Source organism: Mobilicoccus caccae (assembly GCF_030161635.1).
GTDB lineage: Bacteria > Actinomycetota > Actinomycetes > Actinomycetales > Dermatophilaceae > Mobilicoccus > Mobilicoccus caccae.
Genome location: NZ_BSUO01000001.1, coordinates 2207609 through 2228753, shown reverse-complemented (window position 1 = coordinate 2228753; position 21145 = coordinate 2207609). Strand labels below are relative to the sequence as shown.

Genomic DNA, 21145 nt, shown 5'->3' with positions numbered 1-21145 from the left:
ATGGTAGCGCGGTGATACCACATGCCGCTCACGCCCGGATGGCGTCGATGACCTTGACCCGGGTGGCGATGAGCGCGGGGATGATGCCGGCGAGTGCGCCGACGGTGGTGGCGGCGCCCAACCCCACGAGGACGGCGAACACGGGGAACGGTGGGAGGTCGACGAGTCCCTGGTCGCGGAAGAAGTCCAGGACGAACGGGGCGCGGACGAGGGCGACCGCGGCGGTGACACCGACGGCACCGGCGATGACCGTCGCCACCACCGACTCCATGAGGACGCCGACGAAGATGCGCAGTCCGGTGGCGCCGTAGGAGCGGCGGATGCCGATCTCGCGCATGCGGTAGCGCACGGTGACCAGGGAGATGTTGACCAGGCCCATCGCGCCGAGGAGCAGGATGACCCCGGCGATGCCGAGCAGGGCCCACTCGATCTGGCGAAACCCCACGTCTTCCAGCGAGATCCCCATCGGGAAGGCCTCGAACGACCCGTACGGGGTGTTGGCCAGCTGCCGCCGGATCTGTTGTTGTACGGAGTCGGACGCCTCCGGTGGCACCCACGCCAGGTACGTGGGCATGACGGTGGCCGGGTCGAGGCCCGGCAACGCGGCGGCGGCTCCCGCGTGGACGAACGCGGTCAACGGCCGGTGGTCCTCGGCACCGGGCCGCGGGGGAGCACGCCGACGACGACCATCTGCACGGAGTCCTGGCCCGTCCCGTACGCGGTCATCGTGGCCGACCCGAGCTCGGGGCGACCCAGCCGGGAGTACAGGCGGTCGTCGATGACGACGGCCGGCGCGAGTCGCTGTCGGTCGGTGTCCGCGAGCCATCGTCCGCGGTCCACCTCGAGCCGGTACATCTCGGCGTAGGAGGGGTCGACGGCGTTCGTCTGGACGGCCTGGACCCCCTGGTGGGTCTGTGCGCGCACCTGCGTCTGGAACGACCGGGAGCGATGGGTGATCCCTAACCGGTCGAAGACGTCCAGCACCACCTGGTCACGGCGCTCGGCGCTGTCGGCGGTGGCGGCACCGCCCGAGGGTCCGCCCGCGGGCTGGATCGAGAGGACCGTCTGGCGGCCCGTGTCGCGTTCGAGGGTCTGCTGCAGGGCGTTGGTCATCATGCGCCCACCGCCGAGGACCGCGGTCATCGCGAACACCGAGAACGCGACACCCACGAGCGAGAGCAGGATGCGGCCCTTGTTGACGCGGAACTCCCCGTAGGCCTCGACGATCGAGGCGACGAACCCGATCACGGCAGATCCTCGCTCGTGCGGCCCAGGGAGGAGGCGGTGACGGCCCCTCGATGGGCTCGGATCCCCTCGGTGGTCGCCAGCGCGGCGCCCATACCGGTCGTGTCGATGTCGTGGAGCACCCCCTCGTCGAGCAGGAACGTGCGCTGGGACAGGGCGGCCACCTGCAGGTCGTGGGTGATCGTGACCAGCGCCGCGTCGGAGTCGCGGGCGATCTCGTCCAGCAGGGCCATGACGGCCTCGCCGGTCGTCACGTCGAGGGCGCCGGTCGGTTCGTCGGCAAGGATGAGCGTCGGTCGCCGCACGAGCGCACGCGCCACCGCGACGCGCTGCTGCTCACCGCCGGAGAGCCGGTTCGGCTTCTGATCGGCGCGGTCGGCGAGTCCGACGCGGTCGAGCATCTCCATCGCCGCCCGCTCGCGGTTCCAGAGCTGCCGGGCCGTGCCGTAGAGCATCGGCATCATGACGTTCTCCAGCGCGGTGCGTCCGTCCAGCAGGTTGAACTGCTGGAAGACGAACCCCACCGTGCGCCCGCGCAACCGGGCCCGACGGCCGTCGCTCATCCGGGCGACGTCCTGATCGTGCAGGAGCAGCTCGCCGCTGGTCTGCCGGTCGATGAGCCCGAGGAGGTTCATCAGGGTGGTCTTGCCGGAGCCGGACCGACCGACGACCGCGACGTGGTCGCCGGGGTGGACTTCGAGATCGACGCCGCGCAGGATGTGGAGCGTCTCGCGGCTGGGCAGTTCGACGGACCGGGTCACGTCGCGCATCCGCAGCAGCGGCACGCGGGGATCGACGTCGCTCACCAGCGCGGGCCGCCCATGACGACGCCCGCGTCGGGATTGTCGACGCCGGGGACGAACTGGAGGACCTGCTGGTTCTCCTTCACGCCGGTCTTCACCTCGACCACGCCCTCGCCGCGTCGCCCAAGGGTGACCGGGTGGCGCTGGGGTTCGCCGCCGACGTCGTCGATGAGGTAGACGGCGCCGTCGGCGAGACTGCCCTCGACGGCCGTGGTGGGCACCGTCAGCACGCCGGTGGCCGATCCCAGGTCGACCGTGACGGTGACGGACAACCCGGGCACGATCTTGGTGCGGGCCGGGACCGGGCAGCGCAGGCTGGCCACGGACGTCTGCTCCGCCGCCGGCATCCCGGTCGAGGGATCGACGGCCGGGGGCGCGGGGTTCTGTGCACCCTCGGGCTTCTCGGGATCGTCCTCCTCGATGTTCGGGGAGGAGCAGCTCACGGCGGCCGAGCTGGTGGGGAGCTTGGCACTGGCCTCGATGTCGCGGTCGAGGAGTTCGAGCTGCTGCTCGGGCGTGAGATCGGCGACGATCGCGTACGTGCCGGGAGACAGGGTGGCCACGGCACCTCCCACCTCGAGCGCCTGCCCCTGGACCACCGTGAGGCCGCGCACGGTGCCGCTGCCGGGGGCGTGCAGCGTGTGGTAGGTGAAGTCCGACGGCCCGGCCGCGGCGGGTGCGGGGGCCTGAGCAGCCGGAGCGGCAGGCGCGGGCGCGCCGGGGGCGGCCGGCGCGGGGGCGGGAAGGGGTGGCGCCGGCTCCGGCTCCTTGGGCACCCGGACCTGCAGGAGACGGTCGCCCTTGCCGACCCGTTCGCCGTTCTCGACCCACACCTTGTTGATCTGGCCGGCGTGCGTCGCGGTGACGGGCTTGCCGGGGTCGGCCTGCACCGTCGCGGAGAGTGACATCGTCGACGCGATGTCGCCTCGGGAGACAGGGACGGTCGCGTACTCCTCGAAGGAGGCCGTCGGTTGCCCGTCGTCTGTCGCCGCCGCCTCCTGCGACGGGAAGAACGCCATCTTGGCCAGCGATGCGGCGATGACGCCCAGGATGATCATCCAGATCAGAGGGAACACGTAGCGGCGGACGACGTTCACATGCCCTCGACTCTCTCGAACTTGTCTTCTGCGGCGACGACCTCGCCCGGTGTGGGGCCGGATCGTCGACGCCGACCTGGCGCAGCGGATCTCCGCCCTCCGTAGTCTGACGGCGTTCTCGTCGCAGCACATCAGACTTCGGTAGCGATCAGGACGCTCCGACACGCGCCCTGGGGTGGATCTGCGCCCGTCGCCGTCGACCGGACTCCCTGCCTTCGAACCCTCGCCGTCCAACCGTCCGGTCGGTACAGTTCCCAGTAGGCCGGACCCCGCCCCCGACGGGTCCGCGAGACGAAGGAGTCCCCATGACGCAGAATCCGCGCCAGATCAGGAACTTCGTCGGCGGCGAGTACGTCGACGCCCGCACCGACGAGCGCCTCGAGGTCCGCAGCCCGGTGACGGGTGAGGTCGTGGCGACCTCTCCCCGGTCGAACGCGAAGGACGTGGGGCGCGCCTACGAGGCGGCCGCGGGCGCGTTCGAGGGCTGGGCCGATGCCACGCCGGGTGAGCGGCAGTCCGCGCTGCTCAAGATCGCCGACGCCGTCGAGGCGAACGGCCAGGAGCTCATCGAGCTCGAGGCGGAGAACACGGGCAAGCCGTACGCGCTGACCGCGTCGGAGGAGATCCCGGTCATGGCCGACCAGATCCGCTTCTTCGCGGGTGCCGCGCGGATCCTCGAGGGACGTGCCAGCGCGGAGTACATGGCCGGGCACACCTCGTGGATCCGGCGGGAGCCCATCGGTGTCATCGGCCAGGTGACGCCCTGGAACTACCCGATGATGATGGCGGTCTGGAAGTTCGCGCCGGCGCTGGCGGCGGGGAACACCGTGGTCCTCAAACCGAGCGACACCACGCCCGAGACGACGCTGCGCCTGGCTGAGATCGCGTCGGAGTTCCTCCCGGCGGGTGTGTTCAACGTCGTCACGGGTGACCGTGAGACGGGCCGTGCGCTCATCGAGAACGAGATCCCGCAGATGGTGTCGATCACCGGGTCGGTGCGGGCCGGTATGCAGGTGGCGGAGTCGGCGTCCAAGGACCTCAAGCGCGTTCACCTGGAGCTCGGTGGCAAGGCGCCGGTGGTGGTGTTCGACGACGCCGACATCGAGGCGGCGATCGAGGGCATCGGCACCGCGGGGTACTTCAATGCGGGTCAGGACTGCACGGCGGCGACCCGCGTGCTCGTCCAGGAGGGCATTCACGACGAGTTCGTCGCGGCCCTGGCGTCGTTCGCCAAGGAGGCGGTGGTCGGCAAGCCCGACAACGACGATGCGCTGCTGGGCCCGGTGAACAACGCCGACCAGCTCGCGCACGTCAGTGGGTTCATCGAGCGGCTGCCCGGTCACGCCAGCCTGGACGCGGGCGGGACGCGGTTGGAAGAGTTCGGTGGCGGGTACTACCTGAGCCCGGCGGTGATCTCGGGGTTGCGTCAGGACGACGACGCCGTGCAGAACGAGATCTTCGGCCCGGTGATCACGGTGCAGAAGTTCACCGACGAGGCGCAGGCCCTGGCCTGGGCGAACGGCGTGCAGTACGGCCTGGCGAGTTCGGTGTGGACCTCGGACTTCGGCCGGGCGATGCGCCTCTCGCGCAAGCTCGACTTCGGCTGCGTGTGGATCAACACCCACATCCCGCTCGTGGCCGAGATGCCGCACGGTGGTTTCAAGCACTCGGGCTACGGCAAGGACCTGTCGATGTACGGGTTCGAGGATTACACCCGGATCAAGCATGTGATGGCGAACATCGAGAGCTGACAAGGCGCAGCGGAGGGTGCGGCGAGCGTAGCGAGGTGCGCCCGTAGTGGAGGTGCGGTCGGCTCGGCGGATCGGGTTCGAGAGCCGACAAGGCGCAGCGGAAAGGGCGGGTCTCGCGCGAAGCGAGAGCCGCCCTTTCTGGTGTGTGAGGACGCTCGGCGGTGAGGGGGTTGGTGTCGGGCGCCGGCTCAGGGGTGGGTGCGGGCGGTGCGGAGGAGCCAGAGGGACAGGGCGACGATTCCGCCGGCGAGGGTGAGGAGGCCGATCTGCAGGGCCCACTCGGGAACGAATGCCCGTGACGCGACGAGGATCCCGCCGACGGCGTAGGCGAGGACCGCTGCTCGGGGCACGGACCGATCGGTGGCGATGGTCACCGCGAAGGCGATCGTCGCGAGGAGGAACACGACCGAGGTGGCGATGAGCGCGATGCCGAGCGACCCCGAGCGCAGCACGCCGATCTCGGCCGGAGTGCGCCCCGCGAAGACGAGGTTGATGACGAATTCGACGCCGACGAGCAGCCCGAGTGCGGTGATGTTCGCGGCGTAGGCGGCGAGGCCCCAGCCGCCGGAGCGGCGCCCGGCAGTGAGGAACAGGCCGGTGACGAAGAGGAGCGCGAGGACCTCCGCCAGGGGTGCGACGAGCTGGGTGGCGAGCACGAGCGGCAGGATTCCTGCGCGCTTGACGGTGTTGACGACGAGGACGGCGGCTGCGGCCAGCCCCGACCACCCGGCGAGGGTGATGAGCGACGGGGCGACGCTCAGCGTCGAGGGGAGGGTCGGGGCAGGTGGGGTGAGGTGGGTCGAGGGGGCGGTGGACATGGTGACCTCCGTGGAATAACGTTCGATATAACGAACGTTATGAGTGCACCACGTCCGTCGGCCCGGCACAAGGGGCAACGACCTGTCGATAGGCTGAACGGCGGGGCGCGCCAGGCGGATACGAAGCGCACGACATCGACGGGAGGCCACCGGCATGACGAGCGAGGTCACCGCACCGACGATCCGCGAGCAGCTCATCGAGGGCGGGCTCGGCCACGTCCGCCGCGAGGGGGTCGGCGACCTCACGGTGCGCACCCTGGCCAAGGTGTCCGGCCGCTCGACGATGTGCGTCTACACGAAGTTCGGGGCTCGCTCGGCTCTCGTCACCGCCATCTACGAGGCCGGTGCGAGCGAACTCCTCGCCGCTCTCGACCGTGGCTCGCAGGCCGCTCTGCTCACCTCGATGCGGCGGTTCGCGCGCGAGGAGCGCGGCCTGTGGGACCTGCTGCTCGGCACGCCGCCGGCCATCTCCGGGGTGGAGCCGCCGGCACGGGAGGCTCTGCTCGCCTCGCTCGTCGAGGCGTACGTCGAGACGGCCCGCGGGGCTTCGGGGACGAGCCCCGAGACAGCCCCGGGACCGACCGGTCCGCCGGACACCGGCGTTCCCGGCGACGACGTCACGACCACCGATGTCTCCCTGGCGGAGGCGGCGATCCGTCTGGAGATCGCCACGGCGCTCGGGCTCGTCGCCCTCGACCTCGTCGACGACGACGCGGCGTGGGAAGTGCTCACCCGCCACACCGCCGGACGGTGACCTTCCCGCTCGGACCGGATGACGACCCCGCCCGCTCTCACCGGAGGTGGCTCGCTGTCAGCGACGGGCGGTGGTGACCGAGGACCTGTACGGGTCGTCCATGCCGACGGTGGGATCTGCTCCCTGGACACCCCCCGCGACGTGGCCGTGGGTGGTGAGGCGGTGTTCGAGCCAGGTCGCGAACGAGGTGAGGGCGAAGTTGATCGCGATGTAGATGAGGGCGATGACGATGAGCGCGGGAACGATGTTGAAGTAGGCGCTCCCGATGCGCTCCGCCTGACGCAGCAGCTCGGCGTAGAGGATCTGGTAGCCGAGCGCGGTGTCCTTGAGGATGACGACGAGCTGACCCACGAGGGCGGGCAGCATCGCCCGCAGCGCCTGGGGGAGCTGCACCGCCATGAGGGTCTGGCCCTGGGTGAGGCCGATCGACAGGCCGGCCTCCGCCTGCCCCTTGGGCAACGACAGGACTCCCGACCGCAGCAGCTCGGCCAGCACACAGGAGTTGTACAGCGTCAGACCCGTGACCACTCCGGCGAGGGGGAGGTAGGCCGAGGGGAGACCCGCGAACGCGAGATACCCCCAGAACGACAGCAACATCATCACGAGCACCGGCACAGCGCGGAAGAACTCGACGAACACCGACGCCACCCACCGCACGGGTGCGATGGGGGAGAGCCGCCCGAGGGCGAGCAGGAGCCCCAGGACACTGGCCAGGGCGATCGAGATCGCGGCCGCGTACAGGGTGTTGATCAGGCCGGGGACGATGTAGAACTGCCAGACGTCCGACGTCAGGAACGGGCTCCACTTCGCCGGTGCGAGATTGCCGCGCTCCGCGAGCTTCCACAGCACCGCGGCTCCGAGGCCGAGGGCGATGACGATCAGCACCCCCGCGGCGACGCGCTGCAGCATCCGTCCCCGAGGTCCGGGGACGTCGAACAACTGGGCGACTCCGGCGCTCATCGCTGCACCGCCAACTTGCGTCCGTAGTGCGTCGTGGCCAGGCCCAACGGCACCGTGAGGATGACGAAACCGAGGGCGACGACGACGAAGAGCCACACGATGAGACCGGGGTCGTTCTCCATGACGGTGGCGGTCAGGTAGGCGATCTCGGCGACGCCGATCACCGCGACGACGGTCGTGTTCTTGGTCAACGCGATGACGACGTTGCCCAGCGGGACGATCGCGCCGCGGAAGGCCTGGGGGAGGATGACGTGCCGGAGGTTCTGCCCGAAGCTGAGGCCGAGCGAGCGCGCCGCCTCCGCCTGGCCCACCGGGATGGTGTTCACGCCGCTGCGCAGCGCCTCGCACACGAACGCCGCGTGGTAGAGCGCCAGGGCGATGACGCCCCAACGGAAGATCGTGTCGGCGATGCTCGTCGGCGAACTCGGGTCGGCCACGAGGATGCGCAGGTTGGAGTGGGCGCCGAGCATCGTGAACAGGACGATCAGCGTCAGCGGGGTGTTGCGGACGATGTTGACGTAGAACGCGCCGAGACCGCGCAACAGCCCCACGGGTGAGAGCCGGAAGATCGCGAGGACCGTTCCGATCGCCAGGGCGCCGATCGTGGAGAGGACGGCGAGTTTGATCGTCATCCAGAACGCGCCGAGCACGTCGTAGTTGGTGAGCACTTCACCCATGCGGGTCGCCTTTCGCCATGACCTCGGTCGAGGGGAGGGACGCGAGCGGGGTGGCGCACGATCGCGTGAAGACGTGCGCCACCCCGATGTGTACGGGTCAGCCGCAGGCGGCGGGGGTGGGCGGGTTGCCCGGCCCGGGCTTGAAGCCGGCCTGACCGAAGTTGGCGTCGACGATCTTCTGCCACTCGCCGGAATCGATCATCTTCTTGAGGGCGTCGGTGACCTTCTGGCACATGTCGGCGTTGTCCTTGGGCAGGCCGATGCCGTACTTCTCCTCGGAGAAGGTGTTGCCGACGACCTTGAGCTTGCCGGAGTACTGCTCCTGGGAGGCGTAGCCCGCGAGGATCGTGTCGTCGGTGGTCAGGGCGTCGACGGTGCCGTTGACGAGCTCCTCCACGCACTTGGAGTAGGTGTCGTACTCCTGCAGCTGCACGTCGGGGTGCTCGTCCTTGACCTTCTGCGCCGGCGTGGAGCCCTTGACCGAGCACAGCTTCTTGCCGGTGAGGGTGTCCGGGCCCTTGATGGCGTTCTCGTCGGTGCGCACCAGCAGGTCCTGGCCGGCGATGAAGTACGGGCCGGCGAATCCGACCTCGTTCTTGCGCTTGTCGGTGATCGAGTAGGTCGCGACGATCATGTCGAGCTGGCCGGTCTTGAGCAGGGTCTCGCGCTGGGGGGACGGCGCCTCGCTGAATTGCGGGGTCTTGCCGAGCTCCTTGGCGACGTACCGGGCGACGTCGACATCGAAGCCGCTGTACTCCTCGCCCTTCTTCAGGCCCATGCCGGGCTGGTCGAACTTGATGCCGACCCGGAGCGCGTCGCCGCCGCCGCTGGCTCCACCGCCGGGCTGGCCGCCGCCGGAGGTGCCCGCGCCGCAGGCGGAGAGCGCGAGAGCTGCCGCGCAGGTGGTGGCGAGGATGCCGAAAGGGGTGTGCTTCATGGTGGTCTCCATCGACTCGAGGGTGTGAGGCTTCTGTGGTCAGTGGGTGAGGATCTTGCCGAGGAAGTCCTTGGCCCGGGCGGATTGCGGCTTGGTGAAGAAGGTCTCGGGCTCGGCCTCTTCGACGATCTGGCCGTCGGCCATGAAGACGACGCGATCGGCGGCCTTGCGGGCGAAGCCCATCTCGTGGGTGACGACGATCATCGTCATGCCGGACTTGGCGAGGTCGGTCATGACGTCGAGGACCTCGTTGATCATCTCGGGGTCGAGCGCCGAGGTGGGCTCGTCGAAGAGCATGACCTTGGGGTCCATCGCGAGGGACCGGGCGATGGCGACGCGCTGCTGCTGCCCGCCGGAGAGCTGCGCGGGGTACTTCTCCGCCTGATGGGCGACGCCGACACGCTCGAGCAACTCCATGGCGCGCTTCTCGGCCGCGTCCTTCTTCTGGCCGCGCACCTTGATGGGCCCGAGGGTGATGTTCTCGAGGATCGTCTTGTGGGCGAAGAGGTTGAACGACTGGAACACCATGCCCACGTCGGCCCGCAGTCGTGCGAGGGCCTTGCCCTCCTCGGGCAGGGGTTTGCCGTCGACCGTGATCGAGCCGGACTCGAAGGTCTCGAGGCGGTTGATCGTGCGGCACAGGGTCGACTTGCCCGATCCGGAGGGGCCGATGACGACGAGGACCTCGCCGGTGTGCACGACCAGGTCGATGTCCTTGAGGACGTGGAGGTCACCGAAGTGCTTGTTGACCCGGTCGAGGACGACCAACGGCGTGCCAGAGGTGCTCATGGCGCGAAACAGTAGGCCATGGTGGTGGCGGGGCAGGGGCCGCCGTGGGCAACCCGGCCACGTCCGCGGTGAACGGTCGCGATGGCGCGACGGGCGGTTCGTCGCCGAGCAGGGACGGACCGGCGTCGCCGGGTCAGCGCTTGCCGGACTCCCGGCGTGCCAGCGCCTCGGCGGACTTGCGACGGCGCTCGGCGTGCAGGCGCTGCGTCGGGTCGTCCTGGTCGCCGAGCTGGGCCGGGCCGAGGAACATCATCGCGATCCGGCGAATGTTCCACCCCAGGCGGTACGCGATGCTGAGGCCTTCAGAATTGGCCATCTCGTCCTTCTTTCTCTCCCCGATATCCCTGCCCCGCCAGGCTACCGCGCCCCGGTCGGCGCGGAGCGGCATCCGACTGTGAGACCGGCCATCCGGTGGGGCGGGGGCGGCACTGGTCAGCGGTGGGTGGGCCGATCACCGTCCGCCTGTCGGGACCGACGTCTCAGAGAGCGGACGTGTCTGCGCCGCGACGTCGGTTCGACCGATCCTGAGGATCGTGCGGAGCGACAAGCCCGCCACGCCTGCCGAGTCCGGCTGCGGTGACCCCGCGCCTTCGGATTCCGTCCGCGCCACCGCCCGGACGTCGCAGCGCAGGCCACCTTTTCGTTTTCTGCGTGCATCGAGGAGTTCTGTCATGACCGAAGAGCAGCGTGAATACCGCCGCGCCCTCCAGGAGTCGATGGACCGCCGCGGCCAGGGCCGCGACTGAGACCACCTGTCGGACAGGGGGTCGGTGCCGGGAGGGCATCGGCCCCCTGTCCGTCTGTCAGCGGACCTCCCACGCCTCGATCGGGCCGTCGACCGCGACGAACAGCGGATGCGTCGGCGGCGGGATCGACGCGTCGTCCAGGCGGGGGAGCCACTCGGGGAGCGGGCGATGACCTTGGCGCGCAGGTGCGCCATCTCGTACTCGAGCTGCCCGGTGGTGACCGACAGGCGGTTCGCGGCGACCGCCTCCGGCGCGACCGGCTCGCAGATCACGATGCGGCCACGGTCGAAGCGGTAGCCGCGTCGATCCGCCTCGTCGGCGATCCCGGACAGGTACGTCGCCACGGCGGCCACCGGATCGGAGGCCGCGCGGAACCGCACGAGCTGCGGGTGACGCGTGTACCCCTTCGTCAGCCCCCGCAGCACCTTCTGCGCCAACAGGGTCTCGCGCCAGCACGCGACTAGCGCCGCACGGTCGAGCAGGCGGGGATGCAGACTCCAGATGCGCATCCGGTCAGCGTAGGCGTCGGTGCCCCTGCCACCGCCCCCACGCGCCGTGAGGGCGGGAAGGGGTCACGAGTAGCTGAAGCGGCTCAGCAGGCGTTGCAGTTCGGCCGCGTGGCCGGCGAGTTCGTCGGCTGCCTGGGCGGAGGCCTGGGCGCCGTCGGTGGCCTGGCGGGCCCCGCCGGCCGCCGAGGCGACGTTGGCGGCGATGGAGGTCGACCCGCTGGCGGCGTCCGTGACGTTGCGGCTCATCTCGTTGGTCGTCGCCGTCTGCTCCTCGACGGCCGAGGCGATCGTCGCCTGGGTGTCGTTGATCTGCGCGATGATCGCCGAGATCTCCCCGATCGCGGCGACGGCGGCCTCGGTGTCGAGCTGGATGGCGTCGACCCGGGCGCCGATGTCCTCGGTCGCCTTGGCGGTCTCCTGTGCGAGGTCCTTGACTTCGTTGGCGACGACGGCGAAGCCCTTGCCCGCCTCGCCGGCACGCGCGGCCTCGATCGTCGCGTTGAGGGCCAGCAGGTTGGTCTGTTCGGCGATGGAGGTGATCGACTTGACGACCTGGCCGATCTCGGCGCTGGAGGTGCCGAGCTTGCCCACGGTCCTGTTCGTCACATCGGCCACGCTGACCGCCTGCGCCGCGACCCCGGCGGCGTCGTTGGCCGACTTGGCGATCTCGCGGATCGACGCGGTCATCTCCTCGGTGCCGGCCGCGACGGTCTGCACGTTGCGGGACACGTCGTCGGCCGACGCTGCCACGCTGACGAGCTGGTGGGTCGCGTTCTCACTCGTCGACCCGACTTGGGCGGCGGTCCTCGACAGGTGCTCGGAGGCTGCGGCGACGGTCGTGCTCACCTGCCCGACCTGGCCGAGGAGTTCCGCCATGGACAGGCGCGTGGCCTCGGCGGCCTGGGCCATGCGGCCGACCTCGTCGTCGCTCTCGACCTGCGCCGGGACCCGCAGGTCCCCGCGGCCCATGGCCTCCAGGGACGCCTGCACCGAGCGCACCGCCCGAAGGATCTTGCGGGCGATGAGCAGCGAGACGGCTACCAGGAGGGCCGTCACCAGCACGACGGTGAGGATCATGACGGCCGTCGCCGTGGACGAGGTGGAGGACTTGGCGGCCATGGCCGCCGCGACGCGGGTCTCGGCGGACTGGATGAGTCGGTCGATGGCCTCCTCCATCTGGGCCGCCACCTGCGTCGCCTCGCCCCTGGCCAGCTCGTCGGCCCGGCGCAGGGAGGCGTCGTCGCCACGCTCGACCAGGGCCATGATCTGCCCGTCGATCTCCGAGAACCTGGCGTACCCGGCCCTGGTCTCCTCCAGCGATGTCCGGCCCAGATCCCTCTGCAGCGGCGGGAACGAGGCCAGGCGTTGCCCGATGCTCGTCGCCGCCTCCTCGTAGTGGGCGCGCTCGGACTTACCGGCCCCGGTGCCGTTGACGATGATGTCGAGGAGGAAGCCGTTCTGGTGCCCGTTGAGGCGTTCGGCGTCGGCGAGGACCAGCAGTGCCGCCTTCTCAACGGTGTAGGCGGCGTCGATCTCGTCGGCCGCGGCGTTCATCGCCGACAGCGACCAGGCGTTGACCCCGGCGAGCGCGAGCGCGCCGAGCAGGCCGATGGCCCCGACGAGAAGGATCTTCGTGCGAACGCCGAGCGAGGACCGGCGGGGAGGCGATGCGGACATGCGGATGGGCCCTTTCTCTCGAGTCACCCGCATCGGGTGTGAGTTCGTGTTAATGCGGGGGTACTCCCTCCTCATCGCCAGTTCTCCGCCTTTCTGCGGGATTTTTTCGTGTGATGTATTGACATGCGGCAAGTCCGTCGCCGGGCGCGGGGCGCATCGGTTGCGTATCCACCGCGAAACGCCTTCGCGATCGAGGCGCACCAGGGAGACTGACGCCCATGCCCGACACATCTCCTGCCACGTCCTCGCCCCGTGACGCCGCCCGTGACCGACTGACGTCGGTGGTCAGGGACGCGCAGGAGGCCCTCATCGCCTGGGTCGACCTGCGGCGCAGGCAGTTGCGGATCGCCGGGGTGCAGGTCTGCATCCGGGTCGGGGAGGAGGTGGTGGTCTCCGCGGCGCTCGGCAGCGCCGATCTCGAACGGGGCACGGAGTTGACGACGCGGCACCTGTTCCGCATCGCCTCGCACTCCAAGACGTTCACGGCGACGGCGATCATGCAGTTGCGTGAGGACGGTCTGGTCGGCCTCGACGACCGGCTCGAGGAGTGGGTGCAGGAGTTCGAGGGGCACCCACTGGGGTCGATCACCGTCCGCGAACTGCTCGGGCACCAGGCCGGCGTCGTACGCGACGGCGACGCCAGCGACTACTGGCAGCTCATGGAGGACTTCCCCGGCCGCGAACGCCTGCTCGAGATGCTCACCGAGCATGGCGTCGTGCTCGTGCCCAACGCCCACTTCAAGTACACCAACTTCGGGTACGCCCTGCTCGGGCTCGTCATCGAGCGGGCCTCGGGGCGTTCCTACGCCGAGTTCGTGCGCGAGCGCATCCTCGACCCGCTCGGCCTGGACCGGGTCCACCCCGACATCGACGACGTGCCGCCGCAGGAGTGTGCGTGGGGACACTCGATGCGGATCGACGGCGACGACGACACGTTCGTCGTCGGCAACCCCTCGACCCACGCCCTCGCGCCGGCCACGGGGTTCGTCGCCGACGCCGAGGACCTGTCGGCGTACGCCGCCGCCCACGCCTTCGGCGACACCCGCCTGATCAGCGACGGCACCAAGCGGCTCATGCAGCGACCGGAGTCGTTCATCGTGCGCCGGGGTGAGGAGCAGGGGCGGTACGGCCTCGGTCTCGTCCTGGAGAAGGTCGGCAAGCGACACACGGTCGGGCATTCGGGCGGGTTCCCGGGATTCATCACCCGCACCCTGCTCGACCCCACCGACGGGCTGGTCGTCTGCGTGCTGACCAACCAGGCGGGCGGCCCGGCGAGCGAACTGGCCGCGGGGCTGATCCGGCTCATCGGCCTCGCGCTGGAGAAGTCGGGGCCCGAGGCCGCCTCGTCCTCGGCGTGGCCGGAGGGTACCCCGCTCGGGATGTCCGCGCAGGAGGCACGCGAGGAGGGCATCGACCCCGCGAGCTTCACCGGCCGGTTCCTCAGCTCGTGGGGCCACACCGACATCCGGGTGCTCGGCGACCGGCTCATCGTCTTCTCCCCGGACCTGGCCGACCCGGCCGACGACGCCGAGGAACTGCGCATCCTCGACGCCGACACGTTGGTGACGCCGGCCGAACCGGGGTTCGGCGCGCCCGGGGAGCGGTGGCATGCGACGCGCGAGCCCTCCGGACGTATCACCTCCCTGCGAGCCGGCGGCGGAACCCTGTTGCCGGAGGAGGAGTTCCGCCGCGTCCACCGGTCACGCTCCGCGCGGCGGGTCTGAGTCCTCACGGCGCGGGCGAACCCGCGTGATCGGGGATGCCGTGGCGCAGGGGTGAGAGCCACCCGAGCACGACGGTGGCGCCGATCCCGGCTCCGCACAGCAGCAGGGCGAGCCGCACCCCGTGCGCCTCGGCGATCACCCCGGCGCAGATCGCGCCGAAGGGCTGCCCGCCCCAGGCGATCATGCGACCGGCGGCGTTGACCCGGCTCTGCATCGACAGCGGGGTGAGGCGGGCGCGGGTGCCGATGCCGTTGACGATGGCCAGGCTGAACGTGACGTACCAGCAGGTCAGGGCGAGCAGCGCCGGGACGAAGCCGGTGACCGCCACCACGACGAGGAGAGCGAACGCGTTGGTGGAGTAGGCGACCAGGCTGATCCGGGCGGCGTCGAAGCGCCGTCCCAGCCACGGGACGAGCAGGCTGCCCACCACCCCGCCGACCGCGCTCGTCGCGAACAGTGCTCCGATCGGAAGTCCCCGTAGCGCGACGCCCGCGACGTCCACGGCGTAGACGACGAGCAGGCCGAGGACGCCGCCGCCGGTGAAGGAGAGGCCGAATCCCAGCAGCGTCAGGGGTCGGATGACCGGGTGCGCCCACACGAACCGCAACCCGTCGCCGATGTCGCGGCCGAACGCGCGCACGAGCGATGTGCCGCCATCGGTGGGGTCGGTCGCGGGGTCGCGGGGGGGACTGTCGAGGTGCGGTGAGGTGGTGGGCGGCGATCGTGGCGAGCACGAGGGCGGAGAGTCCGTAGGCGAGGGCGGCCACGCCGATGACCGGGGTGGTTCCCACGGCGGCCACGGCGATCCCCGCGAGTGGGGGGACGACGACGGTCAGCACGTTGCGCCAGGCGTAGACGACCCCGTTCGCCGCGACGACCCGGTCGAGGCCGACCATGACCGGGAGTGCCCCCAGCTGGGCGCAGTCGGCCCACACGAACGCCGTCGACGTCGTGGCGGCGACGACGAGGAGTCCGGGCACGGTGAGTGTGTCGGTCAGGGCGGCGCCGACGAGGGCCAGGACGGCGAGGGCGGCCACGACGTCGGCGCCCACCATGAGGCGTCGCCGGTCGACCCGGTCGGCGACGGCACCCGCGAGCAGCCCGAACACCAGGTAGGGAGCCACCCCGAGCGCGGCCACGGCGGCGGTGACCGAGGCCGATCCGCTCAGGGTCCAGGCGAGGACCGGAAAAGTGAATCCGACCAGGCCCGCGGCCACCATGTTCGCGGCGGTCGCGACGAGGTAGCGGACGAAGCCCGGCGCCTCGGCCAGCGACGGGACATCCTGCGGGCGGGGCTGACGGATGTGTGACACGGAGCCTCCATGAAGATATGGAGAATCAGTATCACCTATCCATCCGCCGGCGGCTCAGGTCATGGCGCAGGCGTGCCCACCGGTGAGGGGTCGTTCGGCTGCGGCAGCGCGGGTCAGCGGTAGTAGCCCGCCCACCGGGTGCAGCGGTGGATCCGGCCCACGATGCCGCCGAGGTGGGTCAGGGCGAGCCGGTTGTGGTGCAGGTCGATGAGTTCGACGAGGTTGCCGTCGGGGTCACGCAGGAACACCCAGTGCGCCCCCGCCGTGAACTGCGGCTCGGTGACGAACTCGACGCCACGCTCCGTCAGCCGGCGGACCCACCCGTGGACGTCCGACACCGAGATCGCGACGTGGGTGTACCCGGGCCTGTTCCACACGGCCGGCGAGGCCGGCTCGGGCGGATCGAACTGGAAGACCTCGAGGATCGACCCGTCGCGGCCGCGCATGAACCCGAACCGGACGGTCAGCCCGGTGCGCCCGTAGAGCGCGGCGAGCTGGTCCGCGCTCTCGCCCTCCAGCGTCATCTCGGTGACCAGCAGGAACCCGAAGTGCTCGTGGTACCAGCGCACGGCCGCCTCGAAGTCGCTCACCGTCACGCCCGCGTGGTGCACCCCGCGAGCCCGCGGACCACGGCGCCCCGGGGCGAGGGCGGCGGCGATCACGGCGGTGACCCCCGCGCCCATCAGGCCCACCTTCGCCTCACTTCGCATAGCCGCCCACCAGGAGCATGAGCTCGCCGAGTTCGGCGCCGTACTCGGGGGCTCCGAGCATCTCGATCCGCCCGGTGACCGTCGACTCGATCATGTCGTCGGTCTCGAGCAGGATGCCGAGCGCCGATCGGGGAGAGTCGAACTGCATCCTGAAGAAGGGTCGCGCGTAGGTGTAGGCGCCCCGGACGGCCTTGGTGCGGCCGCCCTTGACCCGCACGTAGGCGGCCAGCTCGGGGTCGCCTGCCACCGACAACTGATAGACGCGGTCGGGCTGCCGGGTCGACCACGTCCGCAGCCGTGGGTGGCCGGCCTTGTTGAGCTGGCTGATGCCGGTGGTCAGCAGATGGAACATCGCCTTGGTCAGCAGGGCCTGCCGCTGCTCGTCCTCGGGCGGTTCGGTGGCGCCGAGCAGGGAGGACATCGTCAGCAGCGAGCGGATCGTCGCCACGAGCAGACCCGGATTCGCCGCGCCACCGCGGATGCGGGGCAGTGAGGCCTTGCCCAGGAAGAACGCGTTGAGCCGTGCCCGGCTGCCGAACTCCAGCTCCACGTTGGGTGTGCGGTGCGGGCCGAGCGCCAGGGAGACCTCCCCGTCGTCGACGACGAGGTGGGTGGCCACCCGGGGCGGCCGGCCGTCGACCGAGGTGCCGTCGGCCGCGCGGGCCGAGATCTGGACCACCCCGTGGCGTCCGACGAAGGCGCGCCGCAGCGAGGGCGTGGCCTCGATGATCGGGCGCAGCACCGGGACCACCGCGTTGAGGAACACGATGCTGCGGTACAGCTCCTCGTCCTCCCGGGTCGGTGTACCGACAGGGGCGTTGGCGGTGGCGGTGGTGGTCGACGCGGACGCGGGCCGAGGGTCGCTGGAGTGATCGGCAGAGAGACTGGCCATGTCAGATCTCGTCGTCCCAGTCGTCGTCGTCCGTGATCTCCAGGCGCATGAGCTCGCGGGCGGCCTCGATGATGCCGTTCTCGTCGTAGCCGTAGTGGGCGAAGAGATCCTCGGGCTGACCGATGATCGAGTAGCAGTCGGGCAGGCCGAGACGCCGGAACGCGAAGCCCTTGCCCAGCCCGGCGGCGACCGTCGCGATCGCCGTGCCCAGCCCGTTCGCGATGTTGGCGTCCTCGACCGTGATGATGCGTCGGGTGTCGGTGACGGCGTCGAGGACGGCCTGCTCGTCGAGCGGCTTGAGCGAGTACACGTCGACCACGCGCACGGACAGGCCGTCCTGTGCGGCCAGGCGGTCGGCGGCCTGCACGGCCCGCCACAAGCCCGATCCCGTCGCCATGATCGTCAGGTCGCTGCCCTCGCGCAGGCGGCTGGAACCGCCCACGTGCCAGTCCTCGATCGGGGCCGAGTAGACGTTCTGGTCGAAACCGCGGTTGATGCGGATATACACCGGGCCCGGAGTCTCGTAGGCGGCCACCACGGCCTGTGCCGTCGACATGCCGTCGGCGGGGCACAGGACCACGAGATTCGCGATGGTCCGCAGGATGCCGATGTCCTCGGGGGCGTGGTGGGTGCTGCCCGCCTGCCCGAACGACAGCCCGGAGTGCGTGGCGATGATCTTGACGTTCTGGTTGCCGTAACAGATGTCGGTGCGCAGCTGCTCGAGGGCGCGCATCGTGGCGAACGCCGCGAACGTCGAGACGAACGGGACGAATCCGGTGCTCGCGAGGCCGGCCGACATCGAGAAGAGGTTCTGCTCGGCGATGCCGACGTTGAAGAACCGCTCGGGGAACTCCTTGGCGAAGACGCCGATCTTGGTCGACTTGGCCAGGTCTCCCGAGAGCCCGACGATCTCGGGGTGCTCACGCCCCGGCTCGGTGAGCACCCGCCCGTAGACCTCCGAGGTGGCGAGCTCGGTGGCGTCCAGCATCGTGTAGGTCAACCCGGCCATGTCAGCGCTCCTTGACTGCCGCGACGCGGCGGGCGTGGTGGGCGTCCAGGGCCTCCTCGGCCCTCGCCTTGCGGTCGGCGTCGAACGAGCCGTAGTGCCAGGCGAAGTCGCCCTCGATGAAGTCGATGCCCTCGCCCTTGACCGTGTCGAGGATGATCATCGACGGCCGGCCGGTGGTGGCCAGCGCCTGTTCGGTCGCCTCGACGATGGCGGGGATGTCGTTGCCCTTGACGGTCTGGGTGTGCCAGCCGAAGGCCTCCCACTTCGCGTCGAACGGCTCCAGACCCATGATGTCCGCGGTCGGGCCGTCGATCATCGCGTGGTTGCGGTCGACGAAGGCGACGAGGTTGTCCAGGTGGTAGTGACTCGCGGCCATCGCGGCCTCCCACACCGAGCCCTCGTTGCACTCGCCGTCGCCGAGCAGGCAGAAGACCCGGAAGTCGCGCTGCGCCGTCTTGGCGCCCAGGGCCATCCCGGCGCTGAGGGAGAGCCCGTGGCCGAGCGACCCCGTCGACACCTCCACGCCGGGCACCTTGTCGGCGGCCGGGTGCATGCCCAGCGGCGAGCCCGTCTGGTTGTACCGGGTCAACCGGTCGATCGGGAAGCAGCCGAGGTCGGCCAGGACCGGCGTGAACCCGACCCCGATGTGGCCCTTGGACAGGACGAACCGGTCACGATCCGGGTCGTCCATCGTCTCGGCGGAGAAGTTCATGACGTGGTGGTAGAGCACGGTGAGGACGTCGGTCGAGGACAGCGAGCCGCCGATGTGGCCCGACCCGGCCCACACGACGGTGTCGAGGGTGAGCCTGCGCAACCGGTGCGCGGTGTCCTCCAGGTGAGTCCATTCCTGGCGGGTCAGCGGCATGTCAGATCTCCGGGGACAGGATGCGGCGGGAGCGGGCGCGCACGGCCTTGTAGGCGGCGTCGGCCACCTCCAGGGTGAACGTGATGTCGTCGTCGGTCATGGCGGTGTTGGTGAACAGGTTGTGGTGGTTGGTGAAGAAGACTCCGCGGCGGACGCATTCGGCGACGAACGCCTGATGGAGCAGCAGGTTGTCATCGGGGACGCCGTCCATCGCCGTGGTGCGCATGTACCAGAGCGAGGGCTCGCCGCTGACCGACAGGTCGAAGTCGTTGGCCTTGGCGACGTCGCGCAGCCCCCGGGTCAGGGCCGTGCCCGTCTTCAGGCAGATCTCGGCGGCGTCGATCTCACGCATCTTGGTGATGCACGCGATCGCGGCCGCCATCGGCACCGCCGACATCCAGAACGACCCGGTGTACATCACCGACGCGGCGGCGTCCTTGAGAGCGTCGGTGCCGCAGATCGCCGAGATGTTGTGCCCGTTGGCCAGGGCCTTGCAGAAGCACTGCAGGTCGGCCTGGAATCCGTAGTAGGCGTCCGAGCCGCGCACGTCGAGACGGAACCCGGCGCGGACGTCGTCGATGGCGAGCACGATGCCCTCACGGGTGCAGATCTCGCGGATGCGCTGCCAGTACCCCTCCGGCGGCGTGCGGTTGTCGTCGAAGACGGGGTGGTGGTAGGGCGTGGAGAGGAAGCAGGCGATCTCGCCCTTGTGCTGCTCGACGTACCGCTCGAAGCGGGCGACGTCGCCGAAGTCCATGTAGAGGTTGTTGGAGACGTCGGAACCGACGACGCCGGGGGAGCCGAGCTGCTGCATCCAGGGCGCGACGCCGTGGTAGGCGCCATGGGTGAGGACGACCTTGTCGCGGCCCGTGGCGGCCCGGGCGATCATCACCGCGAAGGCCGTGGTGTCGCCGCCGTTCTTGGCGAAGAAGGCCCAATCGGCCATGGCGACCGTGTCGACCATGAGCTCGGCCAGGTCGATGAGCAACGGGGTGGGGTTCTGGGTGCAGTTGGCCAGGCGCTGCTGCTTCTCGGCAGCGGCGTCGACCTCGGGATCGTTGTACCCGAGGATGTTCGGCCCGAACGCGCACATGTAGTCGATGAACCGGTTGCCGTCGACGTCCCAGAAGTAGGCGCCCTCGGCGCGCTGGGTGAACAGCGGGTAGTCCTGGATGGGCATGTAGCAGCCCTCGGCCGGTCCGAGGTGGCCGTAGACGCCGCCGGGGATGACCCGGGTGGCCCGGCCGAACAGCTCGGCGCTCTTGGGGTAGCTGTAGGTGTCCATGATCGTCCTCGTCCTCGTCCTCGTCAGGCCAGGTACCTCGGGACGAGCCCGAGCAGCTTGTTCATCTTGTCGAGCAGGGGGACGTAGCCGCTGGGCTCGATGTCGCCGCGACCCAGGGCGGTGTAGGTGGCCACCTCGCCCCGCAGGACCGCTCCGGCGCTGTCGAGGTCGGCGAACACCATCGTGGCTCGGCGCGTGGGGCTGACCCCCTCGTGGACCGACAACCGGCCTCCGCGAGCACGCAGGATGAGCGCGGCGTCGTCGCGGACCGCGAGTTGGATGTCGCCGTCGGGCATGCCGGCCGCGATGCGCCGGCCGATCGGGTCGCGGTTGCCGATCTCGGCCATCGAGTACGCGGCCAGGTGCAACGTGAGCGTCGTGTTGACCCGCGCGTAGTCGGGGTCGGCGAGCAGCTCGGGCGTGTGGCGCAGGTGATGGGTGAGCCGGTCGGTGATCTGCGTGAACGGGCCCTTGAGCCAGGAGATCCGGTTGAAGCCCTTGGTGGGGATCGGGTTTCCCGTGCCGGCGAACATGGCGTTCACCATGCTCGGGCGGGGGAACAGGAGTTTGATGTCCGCCGGTCC

At 70.1% G+C, this 21145-nt stretch carries 22 protein-coding genes and 1 pseudogene; 3 read left to right on the top strand and 20 right to left on the bottom strand.

The window, feature by feature from the left end; translation table 11 throughout:
- Positions 1 to 28: 28 nt before the first annotated feature.
- The 4 genes from QQK49_RS10780 to QQK49_RS10765 are packed head-to-tail and all read right to left on the bottom strand — an operon-like array spanning position 29 to position 3145.
- The gene (locus tag QQK49_RS10780) at positions 29 to 637 is read right to left on the bottom strand and encodes an ABC transporter permease (RefSeq protein WP_284303910.1); all 609 of its coding nucleotides are present in this window, start codon (positions 635 to 637) and stop codon (positions 29 to 31) included.
- Positions 634 to 1248, bottom strand: a complete 615-nt coding sequence (locus tag QQK49_RS10775; RefSeq protein WP_284303909.1) for an ABC transporter permease — start codon at positions 1246 to 1248, stop codon at positions 634 to 636. Before QQK49_RS10775 ends, QQK49_RS10780 begins: the two co-directional genes overlap by 4 nt.
- Positions 1245 to 2051: an ABC transporter ATP-binding protein gene (locus QQK49_RS10770; protein WP_431310532.1), complete on the bottom strand. Its 807-nt coding sequence runs from the start codon at positions 2049 to 2051 to the stop codon at positions 1245 to 1247. Before QQK49_RS10770 ends, QQK49_RS10775 begins: the two co-directional genes overlap by 4 nt.
- Entirely contained in the window at positions 2048 to 3145 is a 1098-nt protein-coding gene (locus tag QQK49_RS10765; RefSeq protein ID WP_284303908.1) for an efflux RND transporter periplasmic adaptor subunit, read from the bottom strand. Before QQK49_RS10765 ends, QQK49_RS10770 begins: the two co-directional genes overlap by 4 nt.
- Positions 3146 to 3450: 305 nt before the next feature.
- On the opposite strand from QQK49_RS10765, the gene QQK49_RS10760 reads away from it, so the two are divergent.
- Positions 3451 to 4896, top strand: coding sequence for a gamma-aminobutyraldehyde dehydrogenase (locus tag QQK49_RS10760; RefSeq protein ID WP_284303907.1), 1446 nt, complete (start codon positions 3451 to 3453; stop codon positions 4894 to 4896).
- Positions 4897 to 5084: 188 nt separating this feature from the next.
- Here QQK49_RS10760 and QQK49_RS10755 read toward each other — a convergent pair whose 3' ends face one another.
- Positions 5085 to 5714, bottom strand: a complete 630-nt coding sequence (locus QQK49_RS10755; RefSeq protein ID WP_284303906.1) for a hypothetical protein — start codon at positions 5712 to 5714, stop codon at positions 5085 to 5087.
- 154 nt (positions 5715 to 5868) lie between these two features.
- Here QQK49_RS10755 and QQK49_RS10750 point away from each other — a divergent pair, with 154 nt between their 5' ends.
- Positions 5869 to 6468, top strand: a complete 600-nt coding sequence (locus QQK49_RS10750; protein ID WP_284303905.1) for a TetR/AcrR family transcriptional regulator — start codon at positions 5869 to 5871, stop codon at positions 6466 to 6468.
- A 57-nt stretch (positions 6469 to 6525) separates the two neighbouring features.
- On the opposite strand, the gene QQK49_RS10745 is transcribed toward QQK49_RS10750, so the two are convergent.
- From QQK49_RS10745 to QQK49_RS10715, 7 genes are all read right to left on the bottom strand, one after another.
- Complete coding sequence (locus QQK49_RS10745; RefSeq protein WP_284303904.1) at positions 6526 to 7428, bottom strand: amino acid ABC transporter permease; 903 nt, start codon at positions 7426 to 7428, stop codon at positions 6526 to 6528.
- Positions 7425 to 8105, bottom strand: a complete 681-nt coding sequence (locus QQK49_RS10740; RefSeq protein WP_284303903.1) for an amino acid ABC transporter permease — start codon at positions 8103 to 8105, stop codon at positions 7425 to 7427. The genes QQK49_RS10745 and QQK49_RS10740 overlap by 4 nt, the downstream gene beginning before the upstream one ends.
- Before the next feature lie 97 nt (positions 8106 to 8202).
- Positions 8203 to 9042: a glutamate ABC transporter substrate-binding protein gene (locus QQK49_RS10735; RefSeq protein ID WP_284303902.1), complete on the bottom strand. Its 840-nt coding sequence runs from the start codon at positions 9040 to 9042 to the stop codon at positions 8203 to 8205.
- 39 nt (positions 9043 to 9081) lie between these two features.
- Complete coding sequence (locus QQK49_RS10730; protein ID WP_431310531.1) at positions 9082 to 9831, bottom strand: amino acid ABC transporter ATP-binding protein; 750 nt, start codon at positions 9829 to 9831, stop codon at positions 9082 to 9084.
- A 133-nt stretch (positions 9832 to 9964) separates the two neighbouring features.
- Positions 9965 to 10147 (bottom strand): hypothetical protein, encoded by a 183-nt coding sequence (locus QQK49_RS10725; protein WP_284303901.1) that lies wholly within the window; start codon positions 10145 to 10147, stop codon positions 9965 to 9967.
- Between the two features lie 135 nt (positions 10148 to 10282).
- A complete protein-coding gene (locus QQK49_RS22810) occupies positions 10283 to 11086 on the bottom strand; it encodes a pyrimidine dimer DNA glycosylase/endonuclease V (RefSeq protein ID WP_348536165.1) in 804 nt (267 codons plus the stop codon).
- A 63-nt stretch (positions 11087 to 11149) separates the two neighbouring features.
- Positions 11150 to 12763 carry a methyl-accepting chemotaxis protein gene (locus QQK49_RS10715; RefSeq protein WP_284303900.1) on the bottom strand — a complete coding sequence of 538 codons (1614 nt, stop codon included), beginning with the start codon at positions 12761 to 12763 and terminating at the stop codon, positions 11150 to 11152.
- Positions 12764 to 12981: 218 nt separating this feature from the next.
- On the opposite strand from QQK49_RS10715, the gene QQK49_RS10710 reads away from it, so the two are divergent.
- Positions 12982 to 14487, top strand: a complete 1506-nt coding sequence (locus QQK49_RS10710) for a serine hydrolase domain-containing protein (protein WP_284303899.1) — start codon at positions 12982 to 12984, stop codon at positions 14485 to 14487.
- A gap of 4 nt (positions 14488 to 14491) precedes the next feature.
- Here QQK49_RS10710 and QQK49_RS10705 read toward each other — a convergent pair whose 3' ends face one another.
- The 8 genes and pseudogenes from QQK49_RS10705 to QQK49_RS10670 form a co-directional block, all read right to left on the bottom strand.
- Entirely contained in the window at positions 14492 to 15127 is a 636-nt protein-coding gene (locus QQK49_RS10705) for an MFS transporter (RefSeq protein WP_284303898.1), read from the bottom strand.
- 55 nt (positions 15128 to 15182) lie between these two features.
- A pseudogene (locus QQK49_RS23275) lies at positions 15183 to 15707 on the bottom strand (MFS transporter); the annotation flags it as partial.
- 206 nt (positions 15708 to 15913) lie between these two features.
- The gene (locus tag QQK49_RS10695; protein ID WP_284303896.1) at positions 15914 to 16483 is read right to left on the bottom strand and encodes a VOC family protein; all 570 of its coding nucleotides are present in this window, start codon (positions 16481 to 16483) and stop codon (positions 15914 to 15916) included.
- 16 nt (positions 16484 to 16499) lie between these two features.
- Positions 16500 to 17402 (bottom strand): hypothetical protein, encoded by a 903-nt coding sequence (locus tag QQK49_RS10690; RefSeq protein WP_284303895.1) that lies wholly within the window; start codon positions 17400 to 17402, stop codon positions 16500 to 16502.
- A 1-nt stretch (position 17403) separates the two neighbouring features.
- Complete coding sequence (locus QQK49_RS10685; protein WP_284303894.1) at positions 17404 to 18411, bottom strand: transketolase family protein; 1008 nt, start codon at positions 18409 to 18411, stop codon at positions 17404 to 17406.
- Between the two features lies 1 nt (position 18412).
- A complete protein-coding gene (locus QQK49_RS10680; protein ID WP_284303893.1) occupies positions 18413 to 19276 on the bottom strand; it encodes a transketolase in 864 nt (287 codons plus the stop codon).
- Position 19277: 1 nt separating this feature from the next.
- Positions 19278 to 20561: an aminotransferase class III-fold pyridoxal phosphate-dependent enzyme gene (locus QQK49_RS10675; protein WP_284303892.1), complete on the bottom strand. Its 1284-nt coding sequence runs from the start codon at positions 20559 to 20561 to the stop codon at positions 19278 to 19280.
- A 23-nt stretch (positions 20562 to 20584) separates the two neighbouring features.
- Positions 20585 to 21094: a hypothetical protein gene (locus QQK49_RS10670; RefSeq protein WP_284303891.1), complete on the bottom strand. Its 510-nt coding sequence runs from the start codon at positions 21092 to 21094 to the stop codon at positions 20585 to 20587.
- Positions 21095 to 21145 lie beyond the last annotated feature (51 nt).

What these genes read in the sequence shown, in the direction of transcription:
- QQK49_RS10760 (WP_284303907.1), top strand. Translation starts at nt 3,451, where the DNA reads ATGACGCAGAATCCGCGCCAGATCAGGAACTTCGTCGGCGGCGAGTAC.
- QQK49_RS10695 (WP_284303896.1), bottom strand. Translation starts at nt 16,483, where the DNA reads ATGGGCGCGGGGGTCACCGCCGTGATCGCCGCCGCCCTCGCCCCGGGG.
- QQK49_RS10675 (WP_284303892.1), bottom strand. Translation starts at nt 20,561, where the DNA reads ATGGACACCTACAGCTACCCCAAGAGCGCCGAGCTGTTCGGCCGGGCC.
- QQK49_RS10685 (WP_284303894.1), bottom strand. Translation starts at nt 18,411, where the DNA reads ATGGCCGGGTTGACCTACACGATGCTGGACGCCACCGAGCTCGCCACC.
- QQK49_RS10730 (WP_431310531.1), bottom strand. Translation starts at nt 9,831, where the DNA reads ATGAGCACCTCTGGCACGCCGTTGGTCGTCCTCGACCGGGTCAACAAG.
- QQK49_RS10670 (WP_284303891.1), bottom strand. Translation starts at nt 21,094, where the DNA reads ATGTTCGCCGGCACGGGAAACCCGATCCCCACCAAGGGCTTCAACCGG.
- QQK49_RS10755 (WP_284303906.1), bottom strand. Translation starts at nt 5,714, where the DNA reads ATGTCCACCGCCCCCTCGACCCACCTCACCCCACCTGCCCCGACCCTC.
- QQK49_RS22810 (WP_348536165.1), bottom strand. Translation starts at nt 11,086, where the DNA reads ATGCGCATCTGGAGTCTGCATCCCCGCCTGCTCGACCGTGCGGCGCTA.
- QQK49_RS10725 (WP_284303901.1), bottom strand. Translation starts at nt 10,147, where the DNA reads ATGGCCAATTCTGAAGGCCTCAGCATCGCGTACCGCCTGGGGTGGAAC.
- QQK49_RS10745 (WP_284303904.1), bottom strand. Translation starts at nt 7,428, where the DNA reads ATGAGCGCCGGAGTCGCCCAGTTGTTCGACGTCCCCGGACCTCGGGGA.
- QQK49_RS10750 (WP_284303905.1), top strand. Translation starts at nt 5,869, where the DNA reads ATGACGAGCGAGGTCACCGCACCGACGATCCGCGAGCAGCTCATCGAG.
- QQK49_RS10715 (WP_284303900.1), bottom strand. Translation starts at nt 12,763, where the DNA reads ATGTCCGCATCGCCTCCCCGCCGGTCCTCGCTCGGCGTTCGCACGAAG.
- QQK49_RS10740 (WP_284303903.1), bottom strand. Translation starts at nt 8,105, where the DNA reads ATGGGTGAAGTGCTCACCAACTACGACGTGCTCGGCGCGTTCTGGATG.
- QQK49_RS10735 (WP_284303902.1), bottom strand. Translation starts at nt 9,042, where the DNA reads ATGAAGCACACCCCTTTCGGCATCCTCGCCACCACCTGCGCGGCAGCT.
- QQK49_RS10680 (WP_284303893.1), bottom strand. Translation starts at nt 19,276, where the DNA reads ATGCCGCTGACCCGCCAGGAATGGACTCACCTGGAGGACACCGCGCAC.
- QQK49_RS10710 (WP_284303899.1), top strand. Translation starts at nt 12,982, where the DNA reads ATGCCCGACACATCTCCTGCCACGTCCTCGCCCCGTGACGCCGCCCGT.
- QQK49_RS10690 (WP_284303895.1), bottom strand. Translation starts at nt 17,402, where the DNA reads ATGGCCAGTCTCTCTGCCGATCACTCCAGCGACCCTCGGCCCGCGTCC.